Raw genomic sequence first — 24,366 nt, 5'->3', positions numbered from 1 at the left:
GAGTAAATGTCACGAGAGTGCAGCTAATATATCCCACAACGGAACCGAAGGAGAAATCATCGTGTTCCGCGGGAAGGGAAGCGATACAATCCGGTATGACTATGCCACCTGGCTAACGAGGCCTGTTTTTAATCTTTATGCGCTTAAGCTCCACCGCCAGCCTGATAATCATCCCTTTGCATGCGTCTTGCTTTCCTCTCTGTCAGCGTTTTACCCGCCGCAGTTCATCATCTCCAGTCCGGCATAAAAGCGACGGTTTTACCCGGCTGCTCAGATCAGCTCAGAGAATCACCATCCTGCCAGCGCTAACCTGGCTTGTCAGCAGCTAAGGGGCAAAATATCGCTGCATTCAGCCTGGTGTAAGAAAAGGTAATGTCAGGATGTTTATCCGAAAGGTACAACCTATAATCAACGCAGTTTGTTGGCCCGCAGGAATGCAGGTCTTGCCCCCGCCCAAAGGAAGAGATCCCGCTGATGTTTTCTCGTTTTTTTATTTATCGTCCCGTCTTTGCATGGGTTGTTGCCATTTTAATTATGCTGCTTGGCGCACTCTCTATCACCCTGTTACCGGTAGAACAGTATCCCGATGTTGCACCGCCCTCAGTGAATATCAGCGCAACTTACACCGGGGCGTCAGCGGAAACGCTGGAGAACAGCGTCACGCAGGTGATTGAACAGCAATTGACCGGGCTGGATAACCTGCTCTATTTCACCTCCAGCAGCAGCTCGCAGGGGAACGTGTCAGTCACTGTAACGTTCAGCCAGGGCACGGATCCCGACACCGCTCAGGTGCAGGTACAGAATAAGGTGCAGCAGGCGCTTTCCCGTCTGCCCAGCGAGGTGCAGCAGCTTGGTGTCACCGTGACGAAATCGCAGTCAAATTTTCTGCTGGTGATGGGGCTGTATGACACCACGGGTAAAAGCAACAGCACAGATATCGGTGACTGGCTGGTCAGTAATATGCAGGAGCCGCTGGCCAGGACCGAAGGGGTCGGCGACATCCAGGTGTTCGGCGGTCAGTACGCGATGCGCATCTGGCTCGATCCTTTCAAACTAAACGCTTATGCGTTGCAGCCGTCTGACGTGTCGGCGGCGATACGCTCGCAAAACATTCAGGTCTCAGCCGGTAAAATCGGCGGCCTGCCATCACCCGATAATCAGCAACTCACCGCCACGGTCAGAGCGCAGTCGCGACTGCAGACGCCAGAGCAGTTCCGCAATATCATCGTCAAAAGTGATAAAAGCGGCGCGATCGTGCGGGTGGGTGATGTGGCGCGGGTGGAACTGGGCGGCGAATCCTATGACATGACCACACGACTTAACGGGCATCCTGCAGCCGGGGTCGGGGTGATGCTGGCACCGGGCGCGAATGCGCTGGCCACCGCGACGCTGGTGAAAAACAAAGTTGAAGAGTATCGCCACTCAATGCCGCAAGGCTACGAAGTGGCCTATGCGCTCGACAGCACCGATTTCATCAAAATCTCCGTTGAGGATGTGGTGATCACCCTGATCGAAGCGATCGCGCTGGTCGTGGTAGTGATGTACCTGTTCCTGCAGAACATACGCGCGACGCTGATCCCGGCGCTGGCGGTGCCGGTCGTGCTGCTCGGCACCTTCGGTGTACTGGCGTTATGCGGCTACACCATCAACACCCTGACGCTTTTTGCCATGGTGCTGGCCATCGGGTTGCTGGTGGACGATGCAATCGTAGTGGTCGAGAACGTCGAACGCATCATGCATGACGAAGGTTTGCCGGCACGAGAGGCAACGGAAAAGTCGATGAAAGAGATCTCCGGCGCGCTGGTGGCTATCGCGCTGGTGCTCTCGGCAGTCTTTCTGCCGATGGCGTTTTTCGCCGGATCGACCGGCGTGATTTACCGGCAGTTCTCCATCACCATCATTGCGGCTATGACCTTCTCCGTGGTGGTGGCGCTGACCCTGACGCCCGCGCTGTGTGGCATGCTGCTGCGGCCAACAACACCGCATCGTAAAGGCTTCTTTGGCGGTTTTAACCGCTTTTATGCCGCCACCGAGCGCCAGTATCGCCACAAAGTGGTCAGCACCTTGCGTCGTCCGCTGGTCATGGTGTCGCTTTATGCGGCAATGGGCGTGGTGCTGTTTGTGATGTTCACCCGATTACCAGGCAGTTTCCTGCCGACCGAAGATCAGGGCAGTATCATGCTTCAGGCTACATTGCCAGCGGGCGCTACGGCCAGTCGTACAGAGGCCGTCAACCAGCAAATAGTTGACTGGTTTCTGACTGAAGAAAAACAGAATGTTGATGTGATCTTCACCATTAACGGCTTTAATTTCAGCGGTGCTGCGCAGAATGCCGGTATGGCGTTTATCAAGCTTAAAAACTGGGACCAGCGACCCGGCAGTGAGAACTCCGCCGAGGCGATTGCCGGACGCGCGACCTATGCGCTGGCGTCGATTCGGGATGCGCAGATCTTTGCACTGACGCCGCCATCGGTGCCAGGTCTGGGACAGAACAACGGCTTCACCTATGAGCTGCTGGCCAGCGGTGGCACCACGCGTGAACAATTGGGTAACCTGCGCGATCAGCTATTACAACGCGCAGCGCAAAGCCCGGAGTTAACGGGCGTGCGGGCGAATATCCTGCCGCAGACCCCGCAGTTGCAGGTTGACATTGATACCAGCAAAGCGGTGGCGCTGGGACTGAATTTGGATGATGTGACCGATACGCTAACCAGCGCCTGGGGTGGTGCTTATATCAATGACTTCATCGATCGTGGACGGGTGAAGCGGGTCTATGTGCAGGGCGACAGTCAGTATCGTTCAGCACCGTCAGATCTGAATAAGTGGTACATCCGGAACAGTGAAGGCACTATGACGCCATTCTCGGCCTTTGCCTCGACCCGGTGGACCATGGGACCAGAAAGCCTTGATCGTTATAACGGCTCTGCCGCCTATGAAATTCAGGGTCAGAATGCCGAAGGGTTTAGCTCCGGCGATGCCATGAATACGATTGAGCGGCTGGCTAATCAATTACCTGCAGGCACGACGGGCGCGTGGAGCGGGCTTTCGCTGCAGGAAAAACAGGCGGGCGGGCAATCGACTACGCTTTATGCGATCTCGATTCTGGTGGTTTTCCTCTGTCTGGCTGCGCTGTATGAAAGCTGGTCGGTGCCGTTCTCAGTGCTGCTGGCGGTGCCGCTTGGTGTGTTGGGTACCGTGCTGGCAGTGGCGCTGCGGGGATTGAGCAACGATATCTATTTCCAGGTGGCGTTGCTGACCACGGTCGGACTGACCTCTAAAAACGCGATATTAATCATCGAATTTGCAGAAGATGCAGTGCGCCGGGGCAGTTCGCTGAGTGCAGCTGCATTGCAGGCAGCACGAACCCGTTTGCGGCCGATTATGATGACGTCACTCGCCTTTATTGCTGGCGTGATCCCGCTGGCGGTGGCAACCGGTGCGGGTGCTAATAGCCGCATTGCCATCGGGACCGGCATCATCGGTGGCACGCTGGCAGGCACGGTCCTGGCGTTGTTCTTTGTTCCGCTGTTCTTTGTGCTGGTGAAGCATTATCTGACCCGCCATCGCAAAGGCTAATCACGCAGACAGCCCGTCTGCAGTTTTCTGCAGACGGGCTGGAGTCGATGAGCAGAAGATTACAGATTCTGTTTAAAGAAAGCCGTCAGTTTGGCGAACGGGATCAGATCAGTGCGATCATAAAGGTCGACATGACCTGCATCAGGTACGATATACAGCTCTTTGGGCTGAGCTGCGCGCTGGAAAGCATCTTCACTGAACTCGCGTGAGTGCGCTTTATCACCGGTGATGAAGAGCATTGGGCGCGGAGAGATGGTCTCAATATCATTGAACGGATAGAAGTTCATGAACTTCACATTGCTGGTGAGCGTCGGGTGCGTGGTTAGTGCAGCTGACGAGCTTTTTGGGGTGAACTCGCCCCGAGGTGTCCGGTAAAAATCATAAAACTCTTTAGCAACTGGCGGTGAATCAGCATCAATTTTGTGTGGTGTACCGCCTGTGTAAGCGATTTTACCCCCGGTAAATTCCGCATAACGTTGCTGTGCTGCTGCTTCAATGATCTGCTTGCGCTGAGCCAGCGTCTGGCTTTTATTCAGCGCATTACGGTTGGCTGATCCCATGTCATACATGCTGACGGTAGCTATCGCTTTCATGCGGGGATCGATCTTTGCCGCGCTGATGACGAAACTGCCACTGCCACAGATGCCCAGCACACCAATCCGATTGCGGTCGACAAATTCGCGTGTCCCCAGGTAATCGACTGCGGCACTGAAGTCTTCGGCATAGATATCCGGAGAAACCGCATTACGTGGCTGGCCTTCACTTTCGCCCCAGAATGAGAGATCGATTGCCAGGGTAACAAAGCCCTGCTCAGCCATCTTTTGCGCATAGAGACTGGCGCTCTGCTCTTTGACTGCGCCCATCGGATGCCCCACCACTATCGCCGGAAGACGCGCTGTTTTACTCGCTTCTTTAGGTCTGAACAGGGTGCCGGTGACGCCCATCTGATACTGGTTTTTAAACGTCACTTTTTCGCGGGTCACTTTATCGCTTTGATAAAAGTTGTCGGCGCCGCGTGACATATCGGCAGCGCTGGCTGCAAATGAACTGATCAACAGTCCAAACATCAGGGTTAATGCTCTCATGAAAGGATCCTCAGGGTTGACGAGAAGTGGGCAACAGGCTGCCCGGTTAAACAATGAATCTGCTATCAGGCGGCGCTTTCTTTGCGCGCAGTGATCAACGCCAGTCCAGCGGCAGCGATGAGTAATGTGGCGCTGATGGCAAAGGTGAGCTGCCAGCCTGCATGGTCAAAGGCCAGACCGCCCAGCGTCGATCCCAGAGCAATCGACAGCTGGACAATGGCAACCATTAATCCGCCACCCGTCTCCGCGTTATCCGGGAAGGTTCTGGCGACCCAGGCCCACCATCCGGTGGGTGCGGCAGTTGCCACCAGTCCCCAGATGCCCAGCAACGGTGCCACCAGCCACAGCTGATGACCGAATACCATGAGCAGCCCTGCGACTGACGCCATGATCAGTGGAATAATCATCAGGGTGAGATAAAATCCACGCTGCAGAACAACCCCGACGATCAGTGTTCCGATAAAACCGGCAACGCCAATGGTCAGCAGCACCAGCGATAGCGTAGAAACGTCAACCTGCGTGACGGTTTCCAGAAACGGACGGAGATAGGTAAAGAGGGTGAATTGCCCCATAAAGAGCAGTCCGCAGGCGGCAAGACCTATTGTTACCAGCGGTGAACGCAGCAGCTGCAGGAGGTTTGCGCTTCGCTGCCGTGCTTTATCGACGGGCATTGACGGCAGTGTAAATCCTTGCCAGAGCAGGGCGAGCAAGGCCACCGGCACCAGACTGAAAAAAGCGCCACGCCAGCCGATGACAGAACCGAGATAGCTCCCCAGCGGTGCAGCGATAACTGTCGCCAGCGCATTACCGCCGTTAAAAATAGCCAGTGCACGCGGCACCTGCCCGGTGGGGACCAGCCGGATAGCCACCGCAGCTGACATCGACCAGAACCCGCCAATCACCACGCCAATCAACGCCCGGCCAGTCATGTAGGTGAGATAGTTGGGTGCCATCGCGACCATCAATCCGGATAGCGCCATTAGAAGTGTCAGCGTCAGCAACAGGATTTTGCGGTCGAGATTGCCTGCAATACGGGTGATCAACAGGCTTGTCATCACCGCCAATGCGCCGGAGATAGCAATGCCCTGTCCGGCCTGACCTTCACTGACCGCCAAATCACGTGATAACGGTGATAAGAGGCTGACTGGCATAAATTCAGATGCGATCAACGCGAATACGCAAAGCGTCATCGCCCAGACGCCACCCCAATGAGCGACGTTGTGCTGAGGGGAATATGCTGTTGTTTCCGGAGAAGTCATGCTGAATCCTGTTTCATTGTTGGGGGTCATGATGAACTCAGGAAATTTTACGGTTTAACTTTATATTGACTAGCTAATGAATCCTTAATGGGGTTATAACCAGCGATTATGAATTCATCGACGGGAGCGCAACATGAAGCGCAACATGAATGATCTGCAGGCTTTTATTACCGTAGCGCGTGAGGGCAGCTTTACCCGTGCAGCGGCACTGCTGGGCGTTACGCAGCCCGCGCTGAGTCAGACGATTACTGCCCTGGAAAACCGGATGGAAATTCGGCTGCTGACCCGCACGACGCGGAACGTCTCACCGACCGCAGCAGGTGAACGGTTAATCCTGGCGATTGGCAATCGATTCGATGAAATTGAGGCGGAGCTGGATATGCTGACTGCGATGCGTGACAAGCCCGCCGGCACGGTACGCATCACTTGTGGCCCGCATATTCTCAGTTCACTCCTGCTGCCAAAACTGACGCCACTGCTGGAGGCTTATCCGGATATCCGACTCGAATTCGATGCGAATCATGGCTTGCGAAACATCGTGGCCGATCGGTTTGATGCCGGAGTCAGAATGGGTGACACAATTGATAAAGATATGGTGGCGATGCCCATAACCCCACCGTTACGAATGGCTGCGGTGGCGGCGCCAGACTATTTTCGTCGTCATGCTGCGCCTCAGGTCCCACACGATCTGCTGCATCACAACTGCATTAATATGCGACAGGCAACAGCGGGTGGGTTGTATGTCTGGGATTTTGACGGAGAAGAAGGGCCGTTGAATGTGCGGGTAAATGGACAGTTAACGTTCAACACTTCGGCACACATTGCAGAAGCGGCAGTGGCCGGTTTGGGAATTGCTTTTCTGCCTGAACAGGAAGTCGCAGAAGGGCTGGAGCAGGGCACGCTGATCCGGGTACTGGAGCGCTGGTGCGAACCGTTTCCCGGTTATTATCTCTATTATCCCAGCCGCAAGCAGCATTCACCGGCTTTTAATCTGGTCAGAGAGGCGTTGAGGCTAAAAGAGGGGGAATGATGAACAGATTCAGAGTGTTGATGGAAGAGATGCCACTCCATGGCGTAATACGTCCTAAAGCGCTTTATTCAGAATTACTTAGAAGGACGTCGACTAATCTTGCCTCCTTTCCGACCGGCTTCCCTGGCCTTTTCAGGATCGTTTCTGAAGTTGCCCCCACTGACCTTGCCTCCTGCACTGCCAGCTTCACTCGCTCGTTCTGGATCGTTGGCAAAATTGCCGGCACCACCTCTGTACTTCTGTTGTGTCATAGGAAGACCTCATATCAATGTTCCATTAGATAAAAAGGACTAGCTAGTCACACCAGGAAGCATAGTCGTCCGCTTCGTTTATGCAAATGCACAGACTGAAGTTGTTGATAATGCTGACATTAATTTTTAATAAAGCGCTGGCGTCGGCATGGTAAGGAGAGATGAACTGCGCATAAAGGCCTGACGAAAAAGGAGAATGTTATGAGTAAAGCGACCTTGCTCGACACGCGGGGAGATTGGCGGGGATCTGCCCGCCGTAGCACGCAAACGCTGCGAAAAGCAGAGGCAACAGATGAGTGACAGATAAACAGGAATAGTGCCAGGCCCTCATTCTGGCTTATTTTATGCTACTAAAATGTAACAACTTCATTCATTAAACCAACTACAGCAATTGCTAAAGGTTTTCCCGCTAGTGGCGATAACCCAATGGCGTTGAGCGCGCCGATCAATGATGAACCCGGTACTCAGCGACGAGTTCTGAACGCGAACGGACCTGCATTTAGCCCTCCTTTTAAAAAACACCAGCAAGCGCGAGTTTAAGCGCAACCTACTCTGATAAAAGCGAAAATAATAATATGTCGATCATTAAGACGATCAAAAGTCGCCTGCCTGTTGCCCGTCTCAGGCGTAGCAGCCAGCCAGCGAATGGCACCTGGGATTGTCGTGCGCTGCCGGAATCACTCTCTTCCATCGGGTTAAGCTCGCGCGCGGGCGGGATCCTGATGACTTTTGTTCCGCCTGAAGCCGATTTTCAGCGGGTCAGTCAGGCCTGGCAACGCTTTAATTCCGCCGATTTGACCGTGCTGACACTCTCTTCCAACGGTGCGCTGAGCAGCAGCCGATCGCAAAGTACTTACTGTGATGGCAATGGCCCGGAGGGAAGTTATCTCTGGCTGCCTGACACGCTGATCGCCAGCCATGAGACGCACATTGTCGACCTGCATGTCGCGGACACTCAGACTGCCAGCCAGCGTATTACCGCCATCCAGCAGGAACTGATGCGGTTGCAGGTGCGGATGCCACTTTCGGCAGACCGTACTTTCGCGATGATTTATTGCGACGGATTGTCCGCGTCCGAAGGTTTTCTGATGCAGGCCTGGTACAACTGCGGACGTTTCCCATGCCTGGCGATTGGCGGTTCAGCGGGCGGTAAAATTACCTTTGATGGCACCTGGATCGGTACTGGTGGCAAGGTGCTGCAGGGCAAAGCTGTGATTATGTTCTGTCAGATGGCACCCGGAAAATCATTTGCTCCGTTTAAAAGTCAGAACTTTACGCCACGCGAACAGAGCTGGCTGATTGCCGAAGCCGATCCGGTTGCGCGCACCGTCACCTCTGTGTTTAATCGCCAGGGTCAGCAGCAGCCGTTTGTCGCATCGCTGTGTGAACACCTTAACTGCACTGAAGCGCAGCTGACCGAACGGCTGAAAGGGTTAACCTTTGGCGTTAAAGTCGGCGGGGAATACTTCATTCGCTCGATCGCCAGAATTGAATCGGGTGGCGTGCAGTTTTTTTGTGACCTCGAGTTTGGTGACCGGCTGTTCCTGATGGAGGAGAAAGACTTCAAACAAGCGACGCAGCAGGAGTGGCAGGCTTTTACCGCGCAGCATGGCAAACCGGCGGCGATTCTGATGAACGACTGTATCCTGCGTCGTGTGGGTAATGCTGATAAGCTTCACAGCGCCCACTTTTTTAAAGGCATCGCTGCCGCCGGCTTCTCCAGCTTTGGCGAAATTCTGGGCGTGCCAATCAATCAGACGCTCTCTGCACTGGTGTTCTTTAATCATGACGTTAAAGCGATGAGCCAGTTCCCGGTGGAGTATGCCGGTTACGCCGCACATTACGCGCAGCGTGCGTTGCGTCGCTGGGAAGCGCTGAACAGTATTCAGACGCGGGTCCTTGATCGGGTTATCAACTATCAGCAGGCATTGACGCCGCTGATGGAAGCGTTGCCAGTGCTGGAAACGGCTACCCAGAGCCAGGGTGAAACGTTGAGCCTGGCAGAAAGCAGCATCCGTAACATCAGCAATATCGCCACTGAGAGTCAGCAGGCCCAGGGACGACTGGACGATGGGTTGGACGATCTGGAAAAAATCTCCAACGGCATCAATGAGATTACGCATGGCATCAGCAATATTGCTTTCCAGACCAACATTCTGGCGCTGAATGCCGCAGTAGAAGCAGCTCGTGCGGGCGAGGCTGGCCGCGGATTTGCCGTGGTCGCGGGCGAAGTCCGGCGTCTGGCGCATTCATCGAAAGAGCAGGCTGAAGCCACAGCCAGTAACATTGGTGAGGCGGTCAGCACCATCTCACGCATCCGGCTGGTGGCCAGTGATTCGGCGCAGACCGCCGCGCAGATGGCAGAGCGCAGTATTTCAGCAGCCGATACGCTGGCGGCGATGAACCAGCAGACGCGTCATGAGCGCGCCGACATCGCGAAGCACCTCGGCAGCCTGCGCGAACTGACGCAGGGAATGGATGCGATGCAGGAAGCCGTCGCGCAGCTCAAGGTGTTACAAACTCTTTCAGGTGCGCAGGTTAAAGGCTGAATTATCTGAATAAAAGACAAAAAAGTGCGGTGTAAGCGCAACGGCCAGGCAAGGCCGGCTTTCAGTTGTTACACTTGTCTGTGATTAATCACGCAGAGGTATGAATGAAAATTAAAAGTTATGCAGCCATGCAGGCTGGCCAGGCCCTTGAACTCTATGAGTACGATGCCGCCGAGCTGGCAGCCGAAGAAGTCGAAGTCCAGGTCGAATATTGTGGCGTCTGCCACTCAGACCTGTCGATGATCGATAACGAGTGGGGCATCTCTCAGTTCCCAGTGATTGCAGGACATGAAGTGATTGGTCGGGTTTCTGCCCTGGGCGAAGCGGCCAAAAATAAAGGTCTCTCAATCGGCCAGCGTGTAGGAATCGGCTGGACAGCAAAAAGCTGTCAGCACTGCGATGCCTGTATTAACGGCGAGCAGGTGAACTGTCAGCAGGGCAGCATCCCGACCATCATGAACAAAGGTGGTTTTGCCGAGAAGCTGCGCGCCGACTGGCAATGGGTTATCCCGCTGCCGGAAAAACTGGATGTAGCAAGCGCCGGTCCGCTGCTGTGTGGTGGTATCACCGTGTTTAAACCACTGCTGATGAGTAACATCACGGCGACCAGCCGCGTAGGTGTGATCGGTATCGGTGGGCTGGGTCATATTGCCATCAAAATCCTGCACGCGATGGGTGCAGAAGTCGTGGCATTCAGCTCAACGCCAGATAAGAAGCAGTCAATCCTGGATATGGGCGCAGATGAAGTGGTAAACAGCCGCGATCCTGAAGCCCTGAAGCAGCAGGCGGGTCGCTTTGACCTGATCCTGAGCACTGTGGCGGTCGATCTGGACTGGAAACCTTATTTCGCCGCGCTGGCACCTCAGGGTAAATTCCACACCGTGGGCGCAGTGATGAAGCCGATTGAAGTGAGTGCTTTTGATCTGATTCTGGGCGACAAAGCGGTAACCGGTTCATCAACCGGCTCACCAGGTCAGCTGCGCTCGCTGCTGCGTCTTGCTTCCCGTGCAGATATCGCCCCACAGGTTGAGTTCTTCCCGATGTCGGACATCAATAAAGCGCTGGATCACGTCCGCGCCGGTAAAGCCAATTACCGTGTCGTACTGAAAGCCGATTTCTGATGGGAATCTAAATGATATGCCGCAGCCTGCTGCGGCATTTTTTTTGCCTTTATTTTGTCAGCAGTCCATCAGACAGGCCAGCCGCAATCACGCTGATTGGGTTTAAGGGTCAACAGTTTAAAAAACCACGCTAAGATTATAATGTATTGTTTTTATTAACAAGTATTCGTTCAGAAAACCCGGCAAGCGCCAGGTTTGTTCTGAGGATTAATGTCCTGAATTTTTTGCGGTTTCTTGTCTGACTTCGTCAATCGTGTCACGCATATTGCTCAGACATTTTGCAGCAGCAGCTCCAGCTTTTTCCAGCACGGGTTCTGCCTTCGCGAAATACTCCTCAATTTTCATCTGATTTGCATGTGTGATTAAAGGTATACCGCATACCATTGATGTGCCAAATCGCTGCTTTAAGGCGTCGGTACTTTTGTCCAGCGAGTTGGTTGCGTTAATTACAGATATTGGATCTTTAATTAACGCCATGCTAAGAGCTGTGGTCAATTCCTCTGTATGAGCAGCGTCAAGGGTATCACCAATACTGTCAATTTTTCCCGGAAACGCATGGAGCGTTTTGTTGTCTGCCTGCTCAATCAGTTGGATATAAGCTTTCCATTCATTTGATGATGCTATGCAGGAGGACGGAATAGTGCAGGCGATCAGCAAGATGATTCGCAAAATCATCTCACTACCTCCAGCGTTTTATCTGTTGACTGAATGATTTTTGTGCGAATAACCGGCCCAAGGATTATGCAACCCTCAGAAGCGAATCCAGGTACTTTCGGCGGCTTCCTTTCACCGTGTATACGAAATAAAGAGCGGCCATAACTTTCGCCAGAGGTTTGTGTCAAAATTATGGTAAATGGTCCCTTTGAACTGGTATGTCCGCCAATATGCCAGGTACCGCGAGGAATTGGCCCCATACCTTTAACGTGTTGACGATCCGGGTTGTTTTTGTTGGTCAGGCTCCCTGAATAACCTTTACCCATTAACTTACCGCGGTGCTACAGTTCGCCGGTACTCTGGTGATATATCCATGCCATATGTTGTTCTCCTATGCCGCGCTACGCTCTTTCCAGGAATCAGAGTGAATAATATTGCCGTCCAGATATTTCCAGGTGATTTTTTCATACGTCATTTCGAGCACTTCAAGGTGATCGTGACGTTCGTAATCCCGGTCCTTAACATCTTCCATAAAGGGTACGACACAGGTAATGCGGACATTTTCAATAAATACGTTAAAATATTCTTCTTTCTGTCCGGCGTAATTAATGCGATAGAATTTAAGCTCGGCAGACTTTAAAAGCTTTCCAGCGCTGACGAACTGATAAAGGTATGGACTTGAAGAGTCCAGCGCTTTGGTCAGCATAAAGGGCGCATGCTCGCGAGTGGCCGTTATCTTACCGGACAGATTATCCGTAGGGAGTCATATGCCGTGAGCCAGTGCGGTTATTTCTATACTTCCTTCTCGTTGCTGCACATCAACAGAGCCTTTGACGGGATTTCCACCATCATCCTTCAGCCATAAGTAAACAGGTATAGCCATTCTGTGAACTCATGTTTCGTGATTAAAGAGCAGGGATTATCGCCTTCTGTTCCTTTATGGCGGAAATGCCAATTGAGTTTTTATTGATTTAAATCAATGGAATGAATTGCTTTTAATTTTCGTTTCGGACGGAAATATGTGGCGTGGGATATGCCCGTTTTCTCTGCCGCTGTTTTAAATGACTGCCCCGGGCGGATCAATCTCAGTGCTGATAATGTCGCACTATGTGGTTTTCAGCCGAACTTCACAGCGGACTCCCTTGCAGCAGCCCGACCGTCATTGGTCCGCTCTTTAAGACCGGTTCTCCCACCTGCCAAAAGATAATTTCACATTTTGGCCCGATCCCATCGAATGCTGACCTTTGGGCCTGTCATGCACACGATGAACAGTGACGTAAAGTAATCGCATAAGCGCCAGTAAAGCTGGCTGATTTTACTGAAACTGTTTATGGAGCCTGGCATGAAGCTAACCCAAATTCGCAACGCTACGCTGTTACTGGAGTATGCAGGAAAAAAATTCCTTATCGATCCTATGCTGGCCGAAAAAGAGGCCTGGCCAGGCTTTGCCGGCAATGCCCGACCTCACCTCAGAAATCCGATGGTAGATCTGCCAGTCCCGCTGGACGAACTGCTGGCAGTAGATGCGGTCATCATCACCCACACCCATGCCGATCACTGGGATGAAGCTGCGCAACAGCAGGTGCCAAAGAATATGATGATTTACAGCCAGAATGAAAGTGATGCTGCGCTGCTTCGTTCACAGGGTTTTGAAAACCTGCGGGTGCTGCAGGATGAAAACCGTTTCATTGATGGTCTCACTCTATATAAAACCGATGGGCAGCATGGCAGTAATGCATTGTATGCTGACAAAGCAATGGGCGAGATTCTGGGTGATGCCTGTGGTCTGGTGTTTATTCATCCGGCAGAAAAAACGCTGTATGTTGCTGGGGATACAGTGTGGGTCAAACCTTATGTCAGAAGTCTGCAACGTTTCCAGCCGCAGGTTGTGGTGTTAAATATTGGCAATGCTACCAACGATCTCTATGGTCCGATTATTATGGGCAAAGAGGATACGCTGCGTACCCTGAACATCCTCCCTGGCGTGATAATTGTTGCTTCTCATATGTAAGCCATCAACCACTGCCTGTTGACCCGTGCTGAACTGCGCGCCTATACCTCAGAACAGGGTATTGCTGACAAAGTGCTGATCCCGGAAGATGGTGACTCCATGACGTTCTAATCGACCCTTCACTGAAGCGAAGGCGCTTTGTGAACGGCTTATGCTTTACAATCGGTTTCCACCGGCATGCTTGTACAGTGAGGGAAGATAATGGCTGGGCTCAGAGTCGCAGTGCTGGCAACCGCAGGTTTTAGTCCATTTCACTTTTCAGTTCCCTGCATTTTATTTGGATCGGCTATGCCCCAGCAGGCGCTGTTTCAGGTTGATGTTTTTGCAGAAAAACCTGGCGTGGTTCGTTCCGATATGGGACTGTCAATCACCGTAGAATATGGCCCAGAACTCCTTGATCAGGCTGCGATTATTATAGTTCCCTACTGGCACAATCTGGCTGAACAACCGGCGCAGGTGCTGCTTAATAAGCTGGTAGCGGCCTGGCAGCGTGGTGCGGAAGTCGTTGGACTGTGTCTGGGCACATATGTACTGGCTTATGCAGGTTTACTTGATCAGCGCCGGGCTGCCACACACTGGGAATTTGAGCAGGACTTCAGTTCCCGCTTTCCGGCCGTTCAGCTCGATAGCAACGCGCTCTATGCCCGTGACGATCGTCTGATAACCTCTGCTGGTACCGCTGCAGGGATCGACTGCTGTCTGGATATCATCCGTCATCACTATGGTAGTGCCATTGCCAATCGGGTAGCGAGACGAATGGTGGTGCCGCCCTACCGTGAAGGCGGTCAGGCGCAGTTTATTGAGCGTCCGGTTCCGGAAACAACGCGTGACAGTAAGATTAATGCACTGCTGGCGTCACTGCGGGAGAATCTGCATAAGCCGCAGAATCTTGATTCCCTCTCGCGCAGGCTCAGCATGAGCCGGCGAACGCTGACCCGTCACTTCCAAAGAGCAACGGGTATGTCTCTGGGTGAGTGGTTGACGGCTGAGCGCCTTCAACGCAGCCAGTGGCTATTGGAAACAACCACTATGAATATTGAAAGTGTGGCCGAAAAGGTGGGTTTTGAGTCGCCGGTTTCATTTCGTCAGCGTTTTAAATCGCGGTTTGGTGTTTCACCCAGCGAGTGGCGTCGAACGTTTCGTGGTTCTGAGCCAGTGATGGCCAATGATAACGTGGAAAAGAAGGACGCCAGGACACCAGGATAAATATCTGTGCCATGGGACTCTGCGGACCGGAATATTGCCGCCCATTGGCGGTCAACACTCCGGCAAGAAATTAGCGCGATTAAATCAGGAAATCATCCAGTGACTGGCCATTTTCGATCGCAGTTTTAATGGCTGAAGGGGTTCGGCCCTGACCCGTCCAGTAACGAACCTGACCGTTTTCATCATTGTAACGATATTTAGCCGGACGCTTCGCCCGTTTCTTTTTGCCGGTTACCAAAGGAGAAGCGCTATTTACCAGTTCCAACGGATTAATTCCTTCTTCCATCAGCAACTCCTGATAAAACGCCAGCTTTTCAGCTTTCTCACGGGCTTCTGCCTCTCGTGCACTTTCCTCTTCACGACGCTCATTTACCACTGTTTCTAATTTCTGGTGTAGCTCTGCCAGCAGATCCAGCGTCATATTGCGTGCCTCAGCACGCATTGTGCGGATATTATTCAGGCTGCTCAGATTCTTACTCATACCAATCCTCAAATACTCAAGTTAATCAATAAAGTGCAAATTATTCAGCCAGCAAAGGTAACATTTCCGTACGCGGCATTTGAAGGGCCAATGTGGTTTTATTCGCTGTTTATCAGGTGAGAATGGTGGTATCTAATCCAGTAAATCGTACAGTTTAAGCGTAATCTGCTGGCTAATGCCTGGTTTTCGTTATAGAAGCGGAGCTGGGTTTAGAATTTTCTTTTTTATTAACTGTGCGTGAATCAGAAATGAGGTTTTATTCAGGACAGGCATGATGCCTTGCCATGATAGTGGTTGGCCATCGCCAAAAATTCGTCGTGGTTTTGAAGCATTATCCTTTGAGATGTTCTGCTCAACGTGGCGGCAACAGGTTTAAATCTGAGGACGAGGCAAAAACCGGAAGAAGGTCGATAACGCGAAAAATATGGCGACAAAGATCCTGCTCATCATCTTGCAGTGTTGCGCTGGTGCGGGTGCAATCTGACAACAGTAAAGATACGCCGCCGGGTCCCTTTGGTTATATTGGTGTGGCCTTTACCCGTCGTGAAGGGATAGATGTCAACGTTGCCCGCGCACGGCTTGACGGTGTTTTGCCTAAGGGACGCTCAGCAATCTGATGCACCAATGGGTAACCGGGCGTTTTTTCCGACCCTGATGGCAATACGCGTGAACTCTCTTATAGTCAGCAGATCGGCCTGGAAATTATCAGCGCTCGTAACATGTAAGCGCTGAATAAATAAATCAGCTCAGGGGAAGAATGAAGCCGGGTGTCTGTTGCGGAAGATGTTCAGCAACTAAGTGTAGTGAAACGCCTGGGAAGAACTGTAGATTGACGGATGAAACAAATTGCAGAAGGGCGGGGTAAGGGCCGACGGATAATGTCAGAGCTACTACCGGATGTCGATGTGATATAAAACAGCCTGCTTAAAGCAGGCTGTTTTCATGTATGCAGACTGAGTTAAATCAGGAAATCATCCAGTGATTTACCTGCATCAACGGCTGATTTAATAGCTGAGGGTGTACGGCCCTGGCCAGTCCATTGCTTAACTTCACCATTTTCGTCGGTGTACTGATATTTAGCTGGTCGAGGTGCGCGTTTTTTCTTCTCAGCGGGTGCAGTTGGCATACCATTTAACAGTTCATTAGGATCGATACCCTCCTGCAACAGTAACTCGCGATATTTTGCCAGTTTCTCGGCTTTTTCACGATTAGCTGCTTCCGAAGCCTGAGCTTCTTCCCGACGCTCACTCACTACAACTGACAGTTTTTCCAGCATTTCTTCCAGGGCAGCCAGGTCAAGCTCGCGAGCGTTTGCGCGAAGGGTACGGATATTATTCAAGCTGTTGAGAGTGTCACTCATCAAAGTCACCATAGTCATGTTCAGATAATAAAATACAGAGCGGGTTCACGCTGATGCTTTTCGTCAGACCTGCTTTTTTAGAATGCTTGCCTTCGAAGAATCAAAATACAGAACCGATAGTTCAACGCTAACATATTAATCGCTTTCTACAAGAGTTTAAACTGTAATTACCGTATCACTCTTAAATTGAAGCAGAGTTACTCTTTGCGGTGCTCTTAGCTCAAAATGTCAAAAAAACGACATCTGAAAAGTTAGTTAATTGGGAGCGGGTATAGGGAAATTGTGCTTTAACGCTGTTTTCAGCAAAGTCGCTTCGCAAATCCTGTACACGCATTGCTCTGAAAATTAAAGGTAATGATTCAGGGCAGACAGCTAAAACTGGATAAGATCATGATGTTAATCGTAATTTTGTTGAATGACTGGCACGGTGACGCTTTAAATAATTAGCCCACTGATTAACTGTGGTTATTTGTAACGCCATGATAATGGGTTGTTTTTTTCTTATGCAGCGCATAGGGTTATTTAAGAGCGGGCCGGCCTGCGTTATGGCTGATTTAAGCGTTTGCATCCACCTACAGCCATCAAATAAATGGATACAAACTCGTCAAAACGAGAGCCACCCGTTGTGGGCTAAAGTCAATTATTTACAAGAGTCATGATTTTTGAAGCTCTGTAAAGATTCAAAGAGGGAGGTAGTTTACAACGTAATCATAGACAGCATTATTTCCCCACGTTATTACCCTGTTGTCATTGATGCTGATAACGGAAGCGATAGCATTTTTCATCGATATTCATTCAGCTCAGTCCGTGAACCATGTGATTTTGCAATCACCTCGCCAGCCTGTCCCAAAACACATCGATGGACATGCTGCCAGACACTGAACTGAAAACGGTGTGCCAGGAAGCGGCTATTATTAACCTGGCTAATTAATTCGTCGTCAGCAGCGCATAATGCCAAAAACCTGTAATAGATATTTCACAGTACAATGTCAGAGCAAATGGGGTCGTCGAAGAATAATCATAGAACAAGAGAGTATGAAAAAAAGCAGTCTGCTAACTTTGTCGCCCATTGTCATCAGTTATCCAGTGCGACGGTTAGCTATACTGTATATGGCATAGGCTTTGTCAGTGTCCTGGGTTTTCTGGAGGATTGACGTGTTCAAAGGCAATAAAAAGTCACTACCGGTGCGCTACTGCAAAACGTGTAACAAACCGATGTCATGGCGAAAAAAATGGGAAAGGTGCTGGGAAGAGGTTCTGTATTGCTCGGAACGGTGCCGTCGGCAGCGTACTGCACAGCAGCAGCAGGATGATGCCCGAATAAATTCCGGCCACAATCGATAAAACCTGTCGGGTCAGTGCTGGCCAGGATTTTACCTGGCCTCTGACAGTTCAATGTCGTTAGTGCTGAATCTCAATCTGTTGCCAGCCTTGTTTGAACATACAGTCTTTCACCAATATGTCTCGCTGACTTTCATTAGCATCGCTGGTTGAGTAATTCGTATCAGTTGTCTTGTGTTTCTTGTCTTTTGAGGTGTATTTACCGCTAACGACATTGTCTGGCGGTAAATCCCTGAGTGCCTGAGCTTTACAGGCTGTTTCTGCCACGAACTCCTGCTGCTCAGATGCGTCAGGCTTGACCCATTTATACTGGACACATCCTGTCAGACAAAGGGTAAATAACATCAACATGAGTGGTTTCATCATCTGTTTCTCACTGCTTTCCGTCAGAGTCATAACGAAAAATGGGTAAAGAAACCGATCAGTCAAGCTGGCTGGTTTCCTCACCCTATAGAAGAGGAGCGTTATCTGATATTAAAATGTCAGGCCGCCACCAATGTAAGGCCCATCGATCAGGGTATGGCCCGGGCGTCCATCTTTGCCATCAACACCTGCATAACGGTAGCCGGCTTTCAAGACCAGCGGCCCCAGCGGTGACCAGCTTATGCCGGCGTTCGCTTCCACAAAATTCTTAACGCTGTTAGTCAGTTGTTCCGGAGCAGAATATCCCTCACCATAAATCGCAAAATCAGCGGGCAGATTGATTTTCACACCGCCACCGACAGGAAATGCGACGCCGTTATCCCCTTTCTTGCCACCAAGATAAGTGGCTTTGGCGCCAGCAGTCAGCATTACCGGACCAAGTTCAAGATTATAACCGGTACCCGCCTGACCAATCTGAACACCATCCGCCGTATTTTTGATCCACTGGCTATCCAGATAAATTCCGCTGGATGAGCGGCCAATTTCTGCGTCCAGCGCAGTGGTATTTTTACCTTGCTCCACATTCAAGCCAATGGCCATTGCAGACGAAGAGACGCACAGCAGCATACCCATGCTGATTACAGAAAGTTTCATTGTTCAGTTCCACTGCTTTTAAATTTTAAAATTAATGATTACGATTGCTGGCTGAATTGATTTATTTTTGTACAATTTCTTTAACGTCGTGCTGCTGCAACTGATGCATATTTCCGTCTGCATCTTTATACGAGATCATGCCAGTTTGTTTATCTTTGGCGGGTTTACCATGAGTCGTGATCATGTGCCCGTCATTGGTAGAGATGACATAATTGCTTGAGCAGGCGGTCATGGATATTACTGCAGCCGTCATCACAATAGCGCAGACGAATTTTTTGCCAGAATTGAAAGATGTCATTTCACTGTCCTGTCATTAGTTTTTAAGAAGATGTGGCATTATTAGCTAAAATTGTTAAACGACACGATAACAATTCCAGCCTTCGGAAAATTATCTGCCAAAAGACTGATGCAGATCAATTGTAATGTGTTGGGGTGTATGATGATTAAGCATGTTTTGTTAAAAAGCTGCAACAGAAAATCAAACATGTATTTGCGATAAATGAAACTTTCAATTCAGATAAAGAAAATCCTGAATGTGCCTCTGATTATAAAATGAACGACGCACTATTTAAATAAGCTGAACTTAAATTTATAACCGCTTTTCTCAGATGATAAAAAATCGGGATGTGAAGGGAATAAGTGTTAGCCGTTCCACAGGAAAATGGAAAGTATAATTTATATTAAGTGATAAAAGAGCAATAACGCGACAGGTTAGTTACAACACCCTGTTAAATTAGTTTCAATAACACGAGAAGGCCTGCTGATTTTGTGTGTTTATTGACGTACTAAAAACAAAGTTATTCTGGAATTCCGAGTGCCTTTTGACTAGCCGCCCCCGCGCCCCGAAGGGGCGTACATAGACGTGATAGACTTATGTATGATGTAACTAATTTTCTGCAAGATCCTGTTTAAGTGCTATTATTGGGTTCTGATTTTTCCCTTTAAATTGATGAATGTATTAACTTTTAGCAGCGATCCCGTAACTGTCCTCTAATCCTTAACAGCTACAACATTAAAACTTGCGTAAGGCTCATATCAGCAAACTATAAATACGTTCCAGCTAACTTCAACGGCGGTATAATCAGCCCTTAAACGCATAGGCCGTAGCCTCAAAGGGCATGTTTCGGTTTTGGCTCTGCCGTTTTATCAATGGGAGGATTAAGACTTGCTACATGCCATGATAATCAACCGTAAATGCCCTTGCAGCAAATAAAAGAGGGAAGATCAGTGTGTTTTTTCACTACTCAGAAACGATATCATCTGAATCGACAAAAACCACAGTTTTATAATCGGTAAGATTCTTTTACGAAGTCCAGTGAAGCTGGAGAAGCGTCATTTTTAACAGAGTGTCCGGGAATATTGTAGTGGTTACACATCCGTAATGCGCACTCCCCATAAATCAATACCGTGAACCGCTGGTGTATCCGCCATTTAAACTACGGTTATAGAGGATGAATTATAAAAATAACTTTTCAATAAAGCTCAAAGGTGGTTAAAAGACAAATTCCTCAGCCTTATTTCGAATGTAAGGCTGATGACGTTTATTGCCTCTCTGACCTCAATAGTGCAGTGGAGACGTCTGAAATGGCGCTGCCTGACCTGATAGATGGCTTAATGCTCAATTTACTGCATCATCCGAATGGTCTGTTTCAAATGCTAAGCTACTACCGGAACCTGATTAAGCCTACTTAGTTACTGTGTTCGGATACCCGTTTTTTACATCTCAAGGGTTCGTAAAAGCCAATCTCTGGATTTAGAGATGAGTGCAGGCAACCCTGAAAATTGCCAGATGTCACCTGAAGGACGGCATCGGCCACCATACCGCCCGCTGTAAATAAGCTAAAAATTATCGAGTGAAACTACCATCACCCACCTGCGCCTGTTCGTACCATGCCATCAGTTCCATGGTGCCAGGCTCATTCTCGGCGGGTGCCCATGGGGCAAGATCCTGTTCAGTAACTGGCTGGTAACCGCCATGCTTTACCTCAAAAATAACCCCGCCTTTATCCATGGAGAGTACCGCATGCCAGATGCCGGCATCCGTTTCGAGCACCTTGCACTCTTCACCCAGCATCACCCGCTGGGTCACATAACCATTGTCATCAAAATTTAATACCAGGAAGCGTCCTCGAAGAGGCATCAGCAATTCAAAAGTATGCGGATGGCGGTGTGGGCGCACATAAGTGCCCGGCTCCATAGCGATGGCCAGACGTTGAACCGGATCGCTTAATTCGGGATGTAGATTACGATTAGCTCGCAAGCGAGGAGAGTGTGCAGCCTGTTCGCTTTGTTTCTGGAGGTCACTCAACGTAATTTGTTTCATATAATCCTTATTGATCCAGGGCTGCTCTCTACCCCAAGGTTACCGTAAGATTTTGTGCCATTCATTATGGCCGAATAGCCTCTGTAGTTGCCTGACATTGTCACCGCTTATGATGCAGGTCTGACTCAGTGGCAACAAGCCATGATGTCTCTATTTACACGTATCAGGCCATCTCACCCGTCACCAGGCTCCTGTGAAAGGATACGTTTTCTTCCACATACGCATTGACGACATGTTTTCTCTCGATTGCTCATTCCAGATCAAAAAGCGAAACGCTTATCATTTATAAAATGAGTGCTTCTTACCTTGAGGCAGAGCGTGTTATGGCAATTAACATGGGCAGTACCTATCGAATTCTTGGCTATAAGCCGTCTGTAAATTTCGCCTGGCGTCAGAAATTACTGACGATGGGCATGCTTCCCGGCGCCGTTTTTGAGACGGTTCGCGTGGCGCCAATGGGGGACCCTGTGCAAATTCGCACGCGCCGTATCAGTCTGGCAGTTCGACAGCGGGACCTGTCCTCTATGATCCTGGAGGAAATCGTCTGATGAAAAAGATCACCATCGGGCTGATTGGAAATCCTAACACCGGCAAAACCACGCTATTTAATCAGCTTACCGGAGCCCGGCAGCAGGTCGGTAACTGGGCGGGTGTGACAGTTGAGCGTAAAGAAGGGCAATTTTTTACTGCACAGTCAGATGTCAGGCTCATCGACCTGCCCGGAACTCGTTCGCTGACGACGCTGTCTGCTGAAAGCGCCATTGATGAGAGCATCGCCTGCCAGTATCTCTATCAGGATCACGCCGATATGGTGATTAACGTGGTCGATGCATCCAGTCTGGAAAGTAATCTGTTCCTGACCCTGCAGCTACTGGAGCTTGGCGTGCCCTGCATTATCGCCCTTAACATGCAGGACGTTGCCGCCAGTCAGAACATCACTACTGATATTCAGGCGTTATCTGCACGTCTTGGCTGTCCGGTTGTTTCCGTGACCTCAACCCGGGGCGATGGTATTGCCCAGCTCAAAACCCTGATCGATCAGGCTCATGTTTACTGCGCTCCGGAACGGGTGCGTTACCCGGCCGCGATTAACTCAGCAATTGAGCAGCTGTGTCTGCAAATGCCCGAAACGATAGCGCCTCAAAAACGTTACTGGCTGGCATTGCAGCTGCTGGAGGGTGATATTAACAGCCAGAAGCTTTGCCCGGAGCTGCTCCCGCATTTGCCTGAGATGATGAAACAGGCGGGCAATGACACCGGCGTACAGATTGCCGATTACCGTTATCGTGCCATCAACGCACTTTGCGCAGCCGTGAGTAATATTCATCAGGTATTACCAGCCGGTCGGACCCGTCAGATTGATAGTATCGTGCTGAATCGCTGGCTGGGCATTCCGATATTCCTGGCAGTGATGTATGTGATGTTTGTGCTCTCAATTAATATCGGTGCCGCACTGCAGCCACTTTTCGACAGTGGTTCTGTGGCCATATTTATTCATGGCATGCAATGGCTGGGCTATGTCGGCCACTTCCCGGACTGGCTGACCGTTTTTCTGGCCCAGGGCATCGGATCCGGCATAAATACCGTGCTGCCGATCATTCCTCAGATTGGCCTGATGTTCCTGTTCCTTTCTTTTCTGGAGGATTCCGGCTACATGGCGCGCGCTGCTTTTGTGATAGATCGGCTTATGCAGTCGCTGGGCCTGCCGGGTAAATCCTTTGTGCCGCTAATCGTCGGCTTTGGCTGTAATGTACCGTCAGTCATGGGCACCCGGACACTCGACACACCGCGTGAGCGCTTGCTTACGGTCCTGATTGCACCTTTTATGTCGTGCGGGGCGCGGCTGGCGATTTTTGCGGTTTTCGCTGCAGCATTTTTTGACGCACATAGCTCCAGCCTGGTTTTCTCACTCTATTTGCTGGGCATTGTTGTTGCGATCATCACCGGGTTGGTACTCAGGCACACCCTGCTGAGCGGGGAAGCATCCCCGTTTATCATGGAAATGCCGGTCTATCACCGGCCTCATCTGAAAAGTCTGCTGTTGCAGACCTGGCAGCGGCTGAAAATGTTTGTCGTCCGGGCCGGACAGGTCATCATTTTGGTGAGCATGCTGGTTGGCGTACTGAGCAGCTTTGCATTTAATGGCCAGCTGGTCGAAGACATTAACCATTCTGCACTGGCGGCATCCAGTAAAGCGATTACACCTGCGTTGTTGCCGATTGGTATCACTCAGGATAACTGGCAGGCGACCGTTGGACTGGTGAGTGGCATTATGGCTAAAGAGGTCGTGGTCGGCACACTCAACAGCCTTTACACCACTGAAGCGCTCCAGAACAACGCGTTTGATCCGCAGACTTTTAACCTTAAAGCTGAGCTGACCGATGCGCTGACACAGACCTGGGCGGGGTTAACAGCTGCATTGAGAATTGATGCACTGGCTCATCCCATCGATGCCAGCAAAGGTGATGGTGAGATGGCATCCGGCTCTATGGGCATCATGTCAGCCAAATTTGGCAGTGGCTTCGCCGCATACAGTTACTTAATCTTTGTCCTGCTCTATGTGCCCTGTGTTTCAGTCATGGGCGCTATTGCGCGCGAAGCCGGCAGAAAGTGGATGATGTTCTCATTCTTCTGGGGACTGAATATTGCTTACACCACGGCCACGCTGTTTTATCAGACCGTCACGTTTACCGAGCATCCTGCATTTAGCGCAACCTGCCTGATTGGCATACTGTTGCTTAACATGGTCATTCTGTTTGCACTGCGAAAAGCAGGAAGCCGGGTGCAGGCAATACCAGGCATGATGCAGGAGGGAAAGGGACGTTGTCACGGCTGCCACGGCAGCTGCGATAAACAGAAAGGTTACGCACAATAAAAAGAAACAACAGATTCAATTACTTTATCCGCTGGGTGACGGGCTTTTCAGCGCCACAGCGGATAAGTGACGTTGATGATATTGTTCAGACAGATGTAAGCTGAATTAAAGTTATCTGGAGTGATGTAAACCGCCTGAGAAGACCTATTAACAACCCCTGTCAGGAGACATGATTTTCCAGTGTGGGAAGCTGATGTTATAGAAGGGTGTGATGCTGGCAGCATCCC

Annotated in this window: 20 protein-coding genes and 2 pseudogenes; 10 read left to right on the top strand and 12 right to left on the bottom strand. The window is 50.5% G+C overall.

Annotation, left to right across the window (positions count from 1 at the left end):
* Positions 1–474: 474 nt before the first annotated feature.
* Positions 475–3,576: an efflux RND transporter permease subunit gene (locus AC6I77_RS22115; RefSeq protein WP_105100061.1), complete on the top strand. Its 3,102-nt coding sequence runs from the start codon at positions 475–477 to the stop codon at positions 3,574–3,576.
* Between the two features lie 59 nt (positions 3,577–3,635).
* On the opposite strand, the gene AC6I77_RS22110 is transcribed toward AC6I77_RS22115, so the two are convergent.
* Complete coding sequence (locus AC6I77_RS22110; protein WP_105100062.1) at positions 3,636–4,661, bottom strand: alpha/beta hydrolase; 1,026 nt, start codon at positions 4,659–4,661, stop codon at positions 3,636–3,638.
* Positions 4,662–4,726: 65 nt separating this feature from the next.
* On the bottom strand, positions 4,727–5,851 hold the full coding sequence (locus AC6I77_RS22105; RefSeq protein ID WP_497817367.1) for an MFS transporter: 1,125 nt from the start codon (positions 5,849–5,851) through the stop codon (positions 4,727–4,729).
* 202 nt (positions 5,852–6,053) lie between these two features.
* On the opposite strand from AC6I77_RS22105, the gene AC6I77_RS22100 reads away from it, so the two are divergent.
* The gene (locus tag AC6I77_RS22100) at positions 6,054–6,950 is read left to right on the top strand and encodes a LysR family transcriptional regulator (protein ID WP_039661915.1); all 897 of its coding nucleotides are present in this window, start codon (positions 6,054–6,056) and stop codon (positions 6,948–6,950) included.
* 74 nt (positions 6,951–7,024) lie between these two features.
* Here AC6I77_RS22100 and AC6I77_RS22095 read toward each other — a convergent pair whose 3' ends face one another.
* Positions 7,025–7,201, bottom strand: a complete 177-nt coding sequence (locus AC6I77_RS22095) for a con-10 family general stress protein (RefSeq protein WP_008926846.1) — start codon at positions 7,199–7,201, stop codon at positions 7,025–7,027.
* 575 nt (positions 7,202–7,776) lie between these two features.
* On the opposite strand from AC6I77_RS22095, the gene AC6I77_RS22090 reads away from it, so the two are divergent.
* Together AC6I77_RS22090 and ahr are read left to right on the top strand one after the other, a co-directional pair.
* The gene (locus AC6I77_RS22090; protein ID WP_008926845.1) at positions 7,777–9,750 is read left to right on the top strand and encodes a methyl-accepting chemotaxis protein; all 1,974 of its coding nucleotides are present in this window, start codon (positions 7,777–7,779) and stop codon (positions 9,748–9,750) included.
* Positions 9,751–9,854: 104 nt separating this feature from the next.
* Positions 9,855–10,871, top strand: a complete 1,017-nt coding sequence (ahr, locus tag AC6I77_RS22085; RefSeq protein ID WP_039661912.1) for an NADPH-dependent aldehyde reductase Ahr — start codon at positions 9,855–9,857, stop codon at positions 10,869–10,871.
* 207 nt (positions 10,872–11,078) lie between these two features.
* On the opposite strand, the gene AC6I77_RS22080 is transcribed toward ahr, so the two are convergent.
* The 3 genes and pseudogenes from AC6I77_RS22080 to AC6I77_RS22070 all read right to left on the bottom strand — a co-directional run bounded on the left by AC6I77_RS22080 (position 11,079) and on the right by AC6I77_RS22070 (position 12,408).
* Complete coding sequence (locus AC6I77_RS22080; protein ID WP_033762109.1) at positions 11,079–11,546, bottom strand: hypothetical protein; 468 nt, start codon at positions 11,544–11,546, stop codon at positions 11,079–11,081.
* On the bottom strand, positions 11,543–11,851 hold the full coding sequence (locus tag AC6I77_RS22075) for a tlde1 domain-containing protein (protein ID WP_260805624.1): 309 nt from the start codon (positions 11,849–11,851) through the stop codon (positions 11,543–11,545). The genes AC6I77_RS22080 and AC6I77_RS22075 overlap by 4 nt, the downstream gene beginning before the upstream one ends.
* 65 nt (positions 11,852–11,916) lie before the next feature.
* Positions 11,917–12,408, bottom strand: a pseudogene (locus AC6I77_RS22070) (Hcp family type VI secretion system effector).
* 459 nt (positions 12,409–12,867) lie between these two features.
* Between AC6I77_RS22070 and AC6I77_RS22065 the strand changes: the two are divergent.
* Positions 12,868–13,647, top strand: a pseudogene (locus AC6I77_RS22065) (MBL fold metallo-hydrolase).
* A gap of 90 nt (positions 13,648–13,737) precedes the next feature.
* Positions 13,738–14,742, top strand: a complete 1,005-nt coding sequence (locus tag AC6I77_RS22060) for a GlxA family transcriptional regulator (RefSeq protein ID WP_003850525.1) — start codon at positions 13,738–13,740, stop codon at positions 14,740–14,742.
* Between the two features lie 79 nt (positions 14,743–14,821).
* On the opposite strand, the gene AC6I77_RS22055 is transcribed toward AC6I77_RS22060, so the two are convergent.
* Complete coding sequence (locus AC6I77_RS22055) at positions 14,822–15,223, bottom strand: H-NS family histone-like protein (RefSeq protein ID WP_003850526.1); 402 nt, start codon at positions 15,221–15,223, stop codon at positions 14,822–14,824.
* A gap of 473 nt (positions 15,224–15,696) precedes the next feature.
* Between AC6I77_RS22055 and AC6I77_RS22050 the strand changes: the two genes are divergently transcribed.
* Entirely contained in the window at positions 15,697–15,840 is a 144-nt protein-coding gene (locus AC6I77_RS22050) for a hypothetical protein (RefSeq protein WP_003850528.1), read from the top strand.
* A 341-nt stretch (positions 15,841–16,181) separates the two neighbouring features.
* Here the strand turns inward: AC6I77_RS22050 and AC6I77_RS22045 are convergent, their stop codons facing one another.
* Positions 16,182–16,583, bottom strand: a complete 402-nt coding sequence (locus AC6I77_RS22045) for an H-NS family histone-like protein (protein ID WP_003850529.1) — start codon at positions 16,581–16,583, stop codon at positions 16,182–16,184.
* Between the two features lie 1,155 nt (positions 16,584–17,738).
* Here AC6I77_RS22045 and AC6I77_RS22040 point away from each other — a divergent pair.
* Positions 17,739–17,927 (top strand): DUF2256 domain-containing protein, encoded by a 189-nt coding sequence (locus AC6I77_RS22040; protein ID WP_072040393.1) that lies wholly within the window; start codon positions 17,739–17,741, stop codon positions 17,925–17,927.
* A 57-nt stretch (positions 17,928–17,984) separates the two neighbouring features.
* Here AC6I77_RS22040 and AC6I77_RS22035 read toward each other — a convergent pair whose 3' ends face one another.
* The 4 genes from AC6I77_RS22035 to AC6I77_RS22020 all read right to left on the bottom strand — a co-directional run bounded on the left by AC6I77_RS22035 (position 17,985) and on the right by AC6I77_RS22020 (position 21,264).
* Positions 17,985–18,290, bottom strand: coding sequence for a hypothetical protein (locus AC6I77_RS22035; protein ID WP_008926834.1), 306 nt, complete (start codon positions 18,288–18,290; stop codon positions 17,985–17,987).
* Positions 18,291–18,398: 108 nt separating this feature from the next.
* Positions 18,399–18,941 (bottom strand): YfaZ family outer membrane protein, encoded by a 543-nt coding sequence (locus tag AC6I77_RS22030; RefSeq protein ID WP_003850534.1) that lies wholly within the window; start codon positions 18,939–18,941, stop codon positions 18,399–18,401.
* Positions 18,942–19,002: 61 nt separating this feature from the next.
* Positions 19,003–19,239: a YgdI/YgdR family lipoprotein gene (locus tag AC6I77_RS22025; protein ID WP_003850536.1), complete on the bottom strand. Its 237-nt coding sequence runs from the start codon at positions 19,237–19,239 to the stop codon at positions 19,003–19,005.
* A gap of 1,548 nt (positions 19,240–20,787) precedes the next feature.
* Positions 20,788–21,264 (bottom strand): WbuC family cupin fold metalloprotein, encoded by a 477-nt coding sequence (locus AC6I77_RS22020; RefSeq protein WP_003850539.1) that lies wholly within the window; start codon positions 21,262–21,264, stop codon positions 20,788–20,790.
* 323 nt (positions 21,265–21,587) lie between these two features.
* Between AC6I77_RS22020 and AC6I77_RS22015 the strand changes: the two genes are divergently transcribed.
* Together AC6I77_RS22015 and feoB are read left to right on the top strand one after the other, a co-directional pair.
* Positions 21,588–21,812 carry a FeoA domain-containing protein gene (locus tag AC6I77_RS22015; protein ID WP_008926832.1) on the top strand — a complete coding sequence of 75 codons (225 nt, stop codon included), beginning with the start codon at positions 21,588–21,590 and terminating at the stop codon, positions 21,810–21,812.
* The gene (feoB, locus tag AC6I77_RS22010) at positions 21,812–24,139 is read left to right on the top strand and encodes a Fe(2+) transporter permease subunit FeoB (RefSeq protein ID WP_008926831.1); all 2,328 of its coding nucleotides are present in this window, start codon (positions 21,812–21,814) and stop codon (positions 24,137–24,139) included. The genes AC6I77_RS22015 and feoB overlap by 1 nt, the downstream gene beginning before the upstream one ends.
* Positions 24,140–24,366: the final 227 nt, after the last annotated feature.

The organism is Pantoea sp. X-Soil-ISGK-259 (assembly GCF_059730705.1).
This window is presented reverse-complemented; position numbering and strand designations above follow the sequence as displayed.

What these genes read in the sequence shown, in the direction of transcription:
- AC6I77_RS22115 (WP_105100061.1), top strand. Translation starts at nt 475, where the DNA reads ATGTTTTCTCGTTTTTTTATTTATCGTCCCGTCTTTGCATGGGTTGTT.
- AC6I77_RS22110 (WP_105100062.1), bottom strand. Translation starts at nt 4,661, where the DNA reads ATGAGAGCATTAACCCTGATGTTTGGACTGTTGATCAGTTCATTTGCA.
- AC6I77_RS22105 (WP_497817367.1), bottom strand. Translation starts at nt 5,851, where the DNA reads ATGACGCTTTGCGTATTCGCGTTGATCGCATCTGAATTTATGCCAGTC.
- AC6I77_RS22100 (WP_039661915.1), top strand. Translation starts at nt 6,054, where the DNA reads ATGAAGCGCAACATGAATGATCTGCAGGCTTTTATTACCGTAGCGCGT.
- AC6I77_RS22095 (WP_008926846.1), bottom strand. Translation starts at nt 7,201, where the DNA reads ATGACACAACAGAAGTACAGAGGTGGTGCCGGCAATTTTGCCAACGAT.
- AC6I77_RS22090 (WP_008926845.1), top strand. Translation starts at nt 7,777, where the DNA reads ATGTCGATCATTAAGACGATCAAAAGTCGCCTGCCTGTTGCCCGTCTC.
- ahr (WP_039661912.1), top strand. Translation starts at nt 9,855, where the DNA reads ATGAAAATTAAAAGTTATGCAGCCATGCAGGCTGGCCAGGCCCTTGAA.
- AC6I77_RS22080 (WP_033762109.1), bottom strand. Translation starts at nt 11,546, where the DNA reads ATGATTTTGCGAATCATCTTGCTGATCGCCTGCACTATTCCGTCCTCC.
- AC6I77_RS22075 (WP_260805624.1), bottom strand. Translation starts at nt 11,851, where the DNA reads ATGGGTAAAGGTTATTCAGGGAGCCTGACCAACAAAAACAACCCGGAT.
- AC6I77_RS22060 (WP_003850525.1), top strand. Translation starts at nt 13,738, where the DNA reads ATGGCTGGGCTCAGAGTCGCAGTGCTGGCAACCGCAGGTTTTAGTCCA.
- AC6I77_RS22055 (WP_003850526.1), bottom strand. Translation starts at nt 15,223, where the DNA reads ATGAGTAAGAATCTGAGCAGCCTGAATAATATCCGCACAATGCGTGCT.
- AC6I77_RS22045 (WP_003850529.1), bottom strand. Translation starts at nt 16,583, where the DNA reads ATGAGTGACACTCTCAACAGCTTGAATAATATCCGTACCCTTCGCGCA.
- AC6I77_RS22035 (WP_008926834.1), bottom strand. Translation starts at nt 18,290, where the DNA reads ATGATGAAACCACTCATGTTGATGTTATTTACCCTTTGTCTGACAGGA.
- AC6I77_RS22030 (WP_003850534.1), bottom strand. Translation starts at nt 18,941, where the DNA reads ATGAAACTTTCTGTAATCAGCATGGGTATGCTGCTGTGCGTCTCTTCG.
- AC6I77_RS22025 (WP_003850536.1), bottom strand. Translation starts at nt 19,239, where the DNA reads ATGACATCTTTCAATTCTGGCAAAAAATTCGTCTGCGCTATTGTGATG.
- AC6I77_RS22020 (WP_003850539.1), bottom strand. Translation starts at nt 21,264, where the DNA reads ATGAAACAAATTACGTTGAGTGACCTCCAGAAACAAAGCGAACAGGCT.
- AC6I77_RS22015 (WP_008926832.1), top strand. Translation starts at nt 21,588, where the DNA reads ATGGCAATTAACATGGGCAGTACCTATCGAATTCTTGGCTATAAGCCG.
- feoB (WP_008926831.1), top strand. Translation starts at nt 21,812, where the DNA reads ATGAAAAAGATCACCATCGGGCTGATTGGAAATCCTAACACCGGCAAA.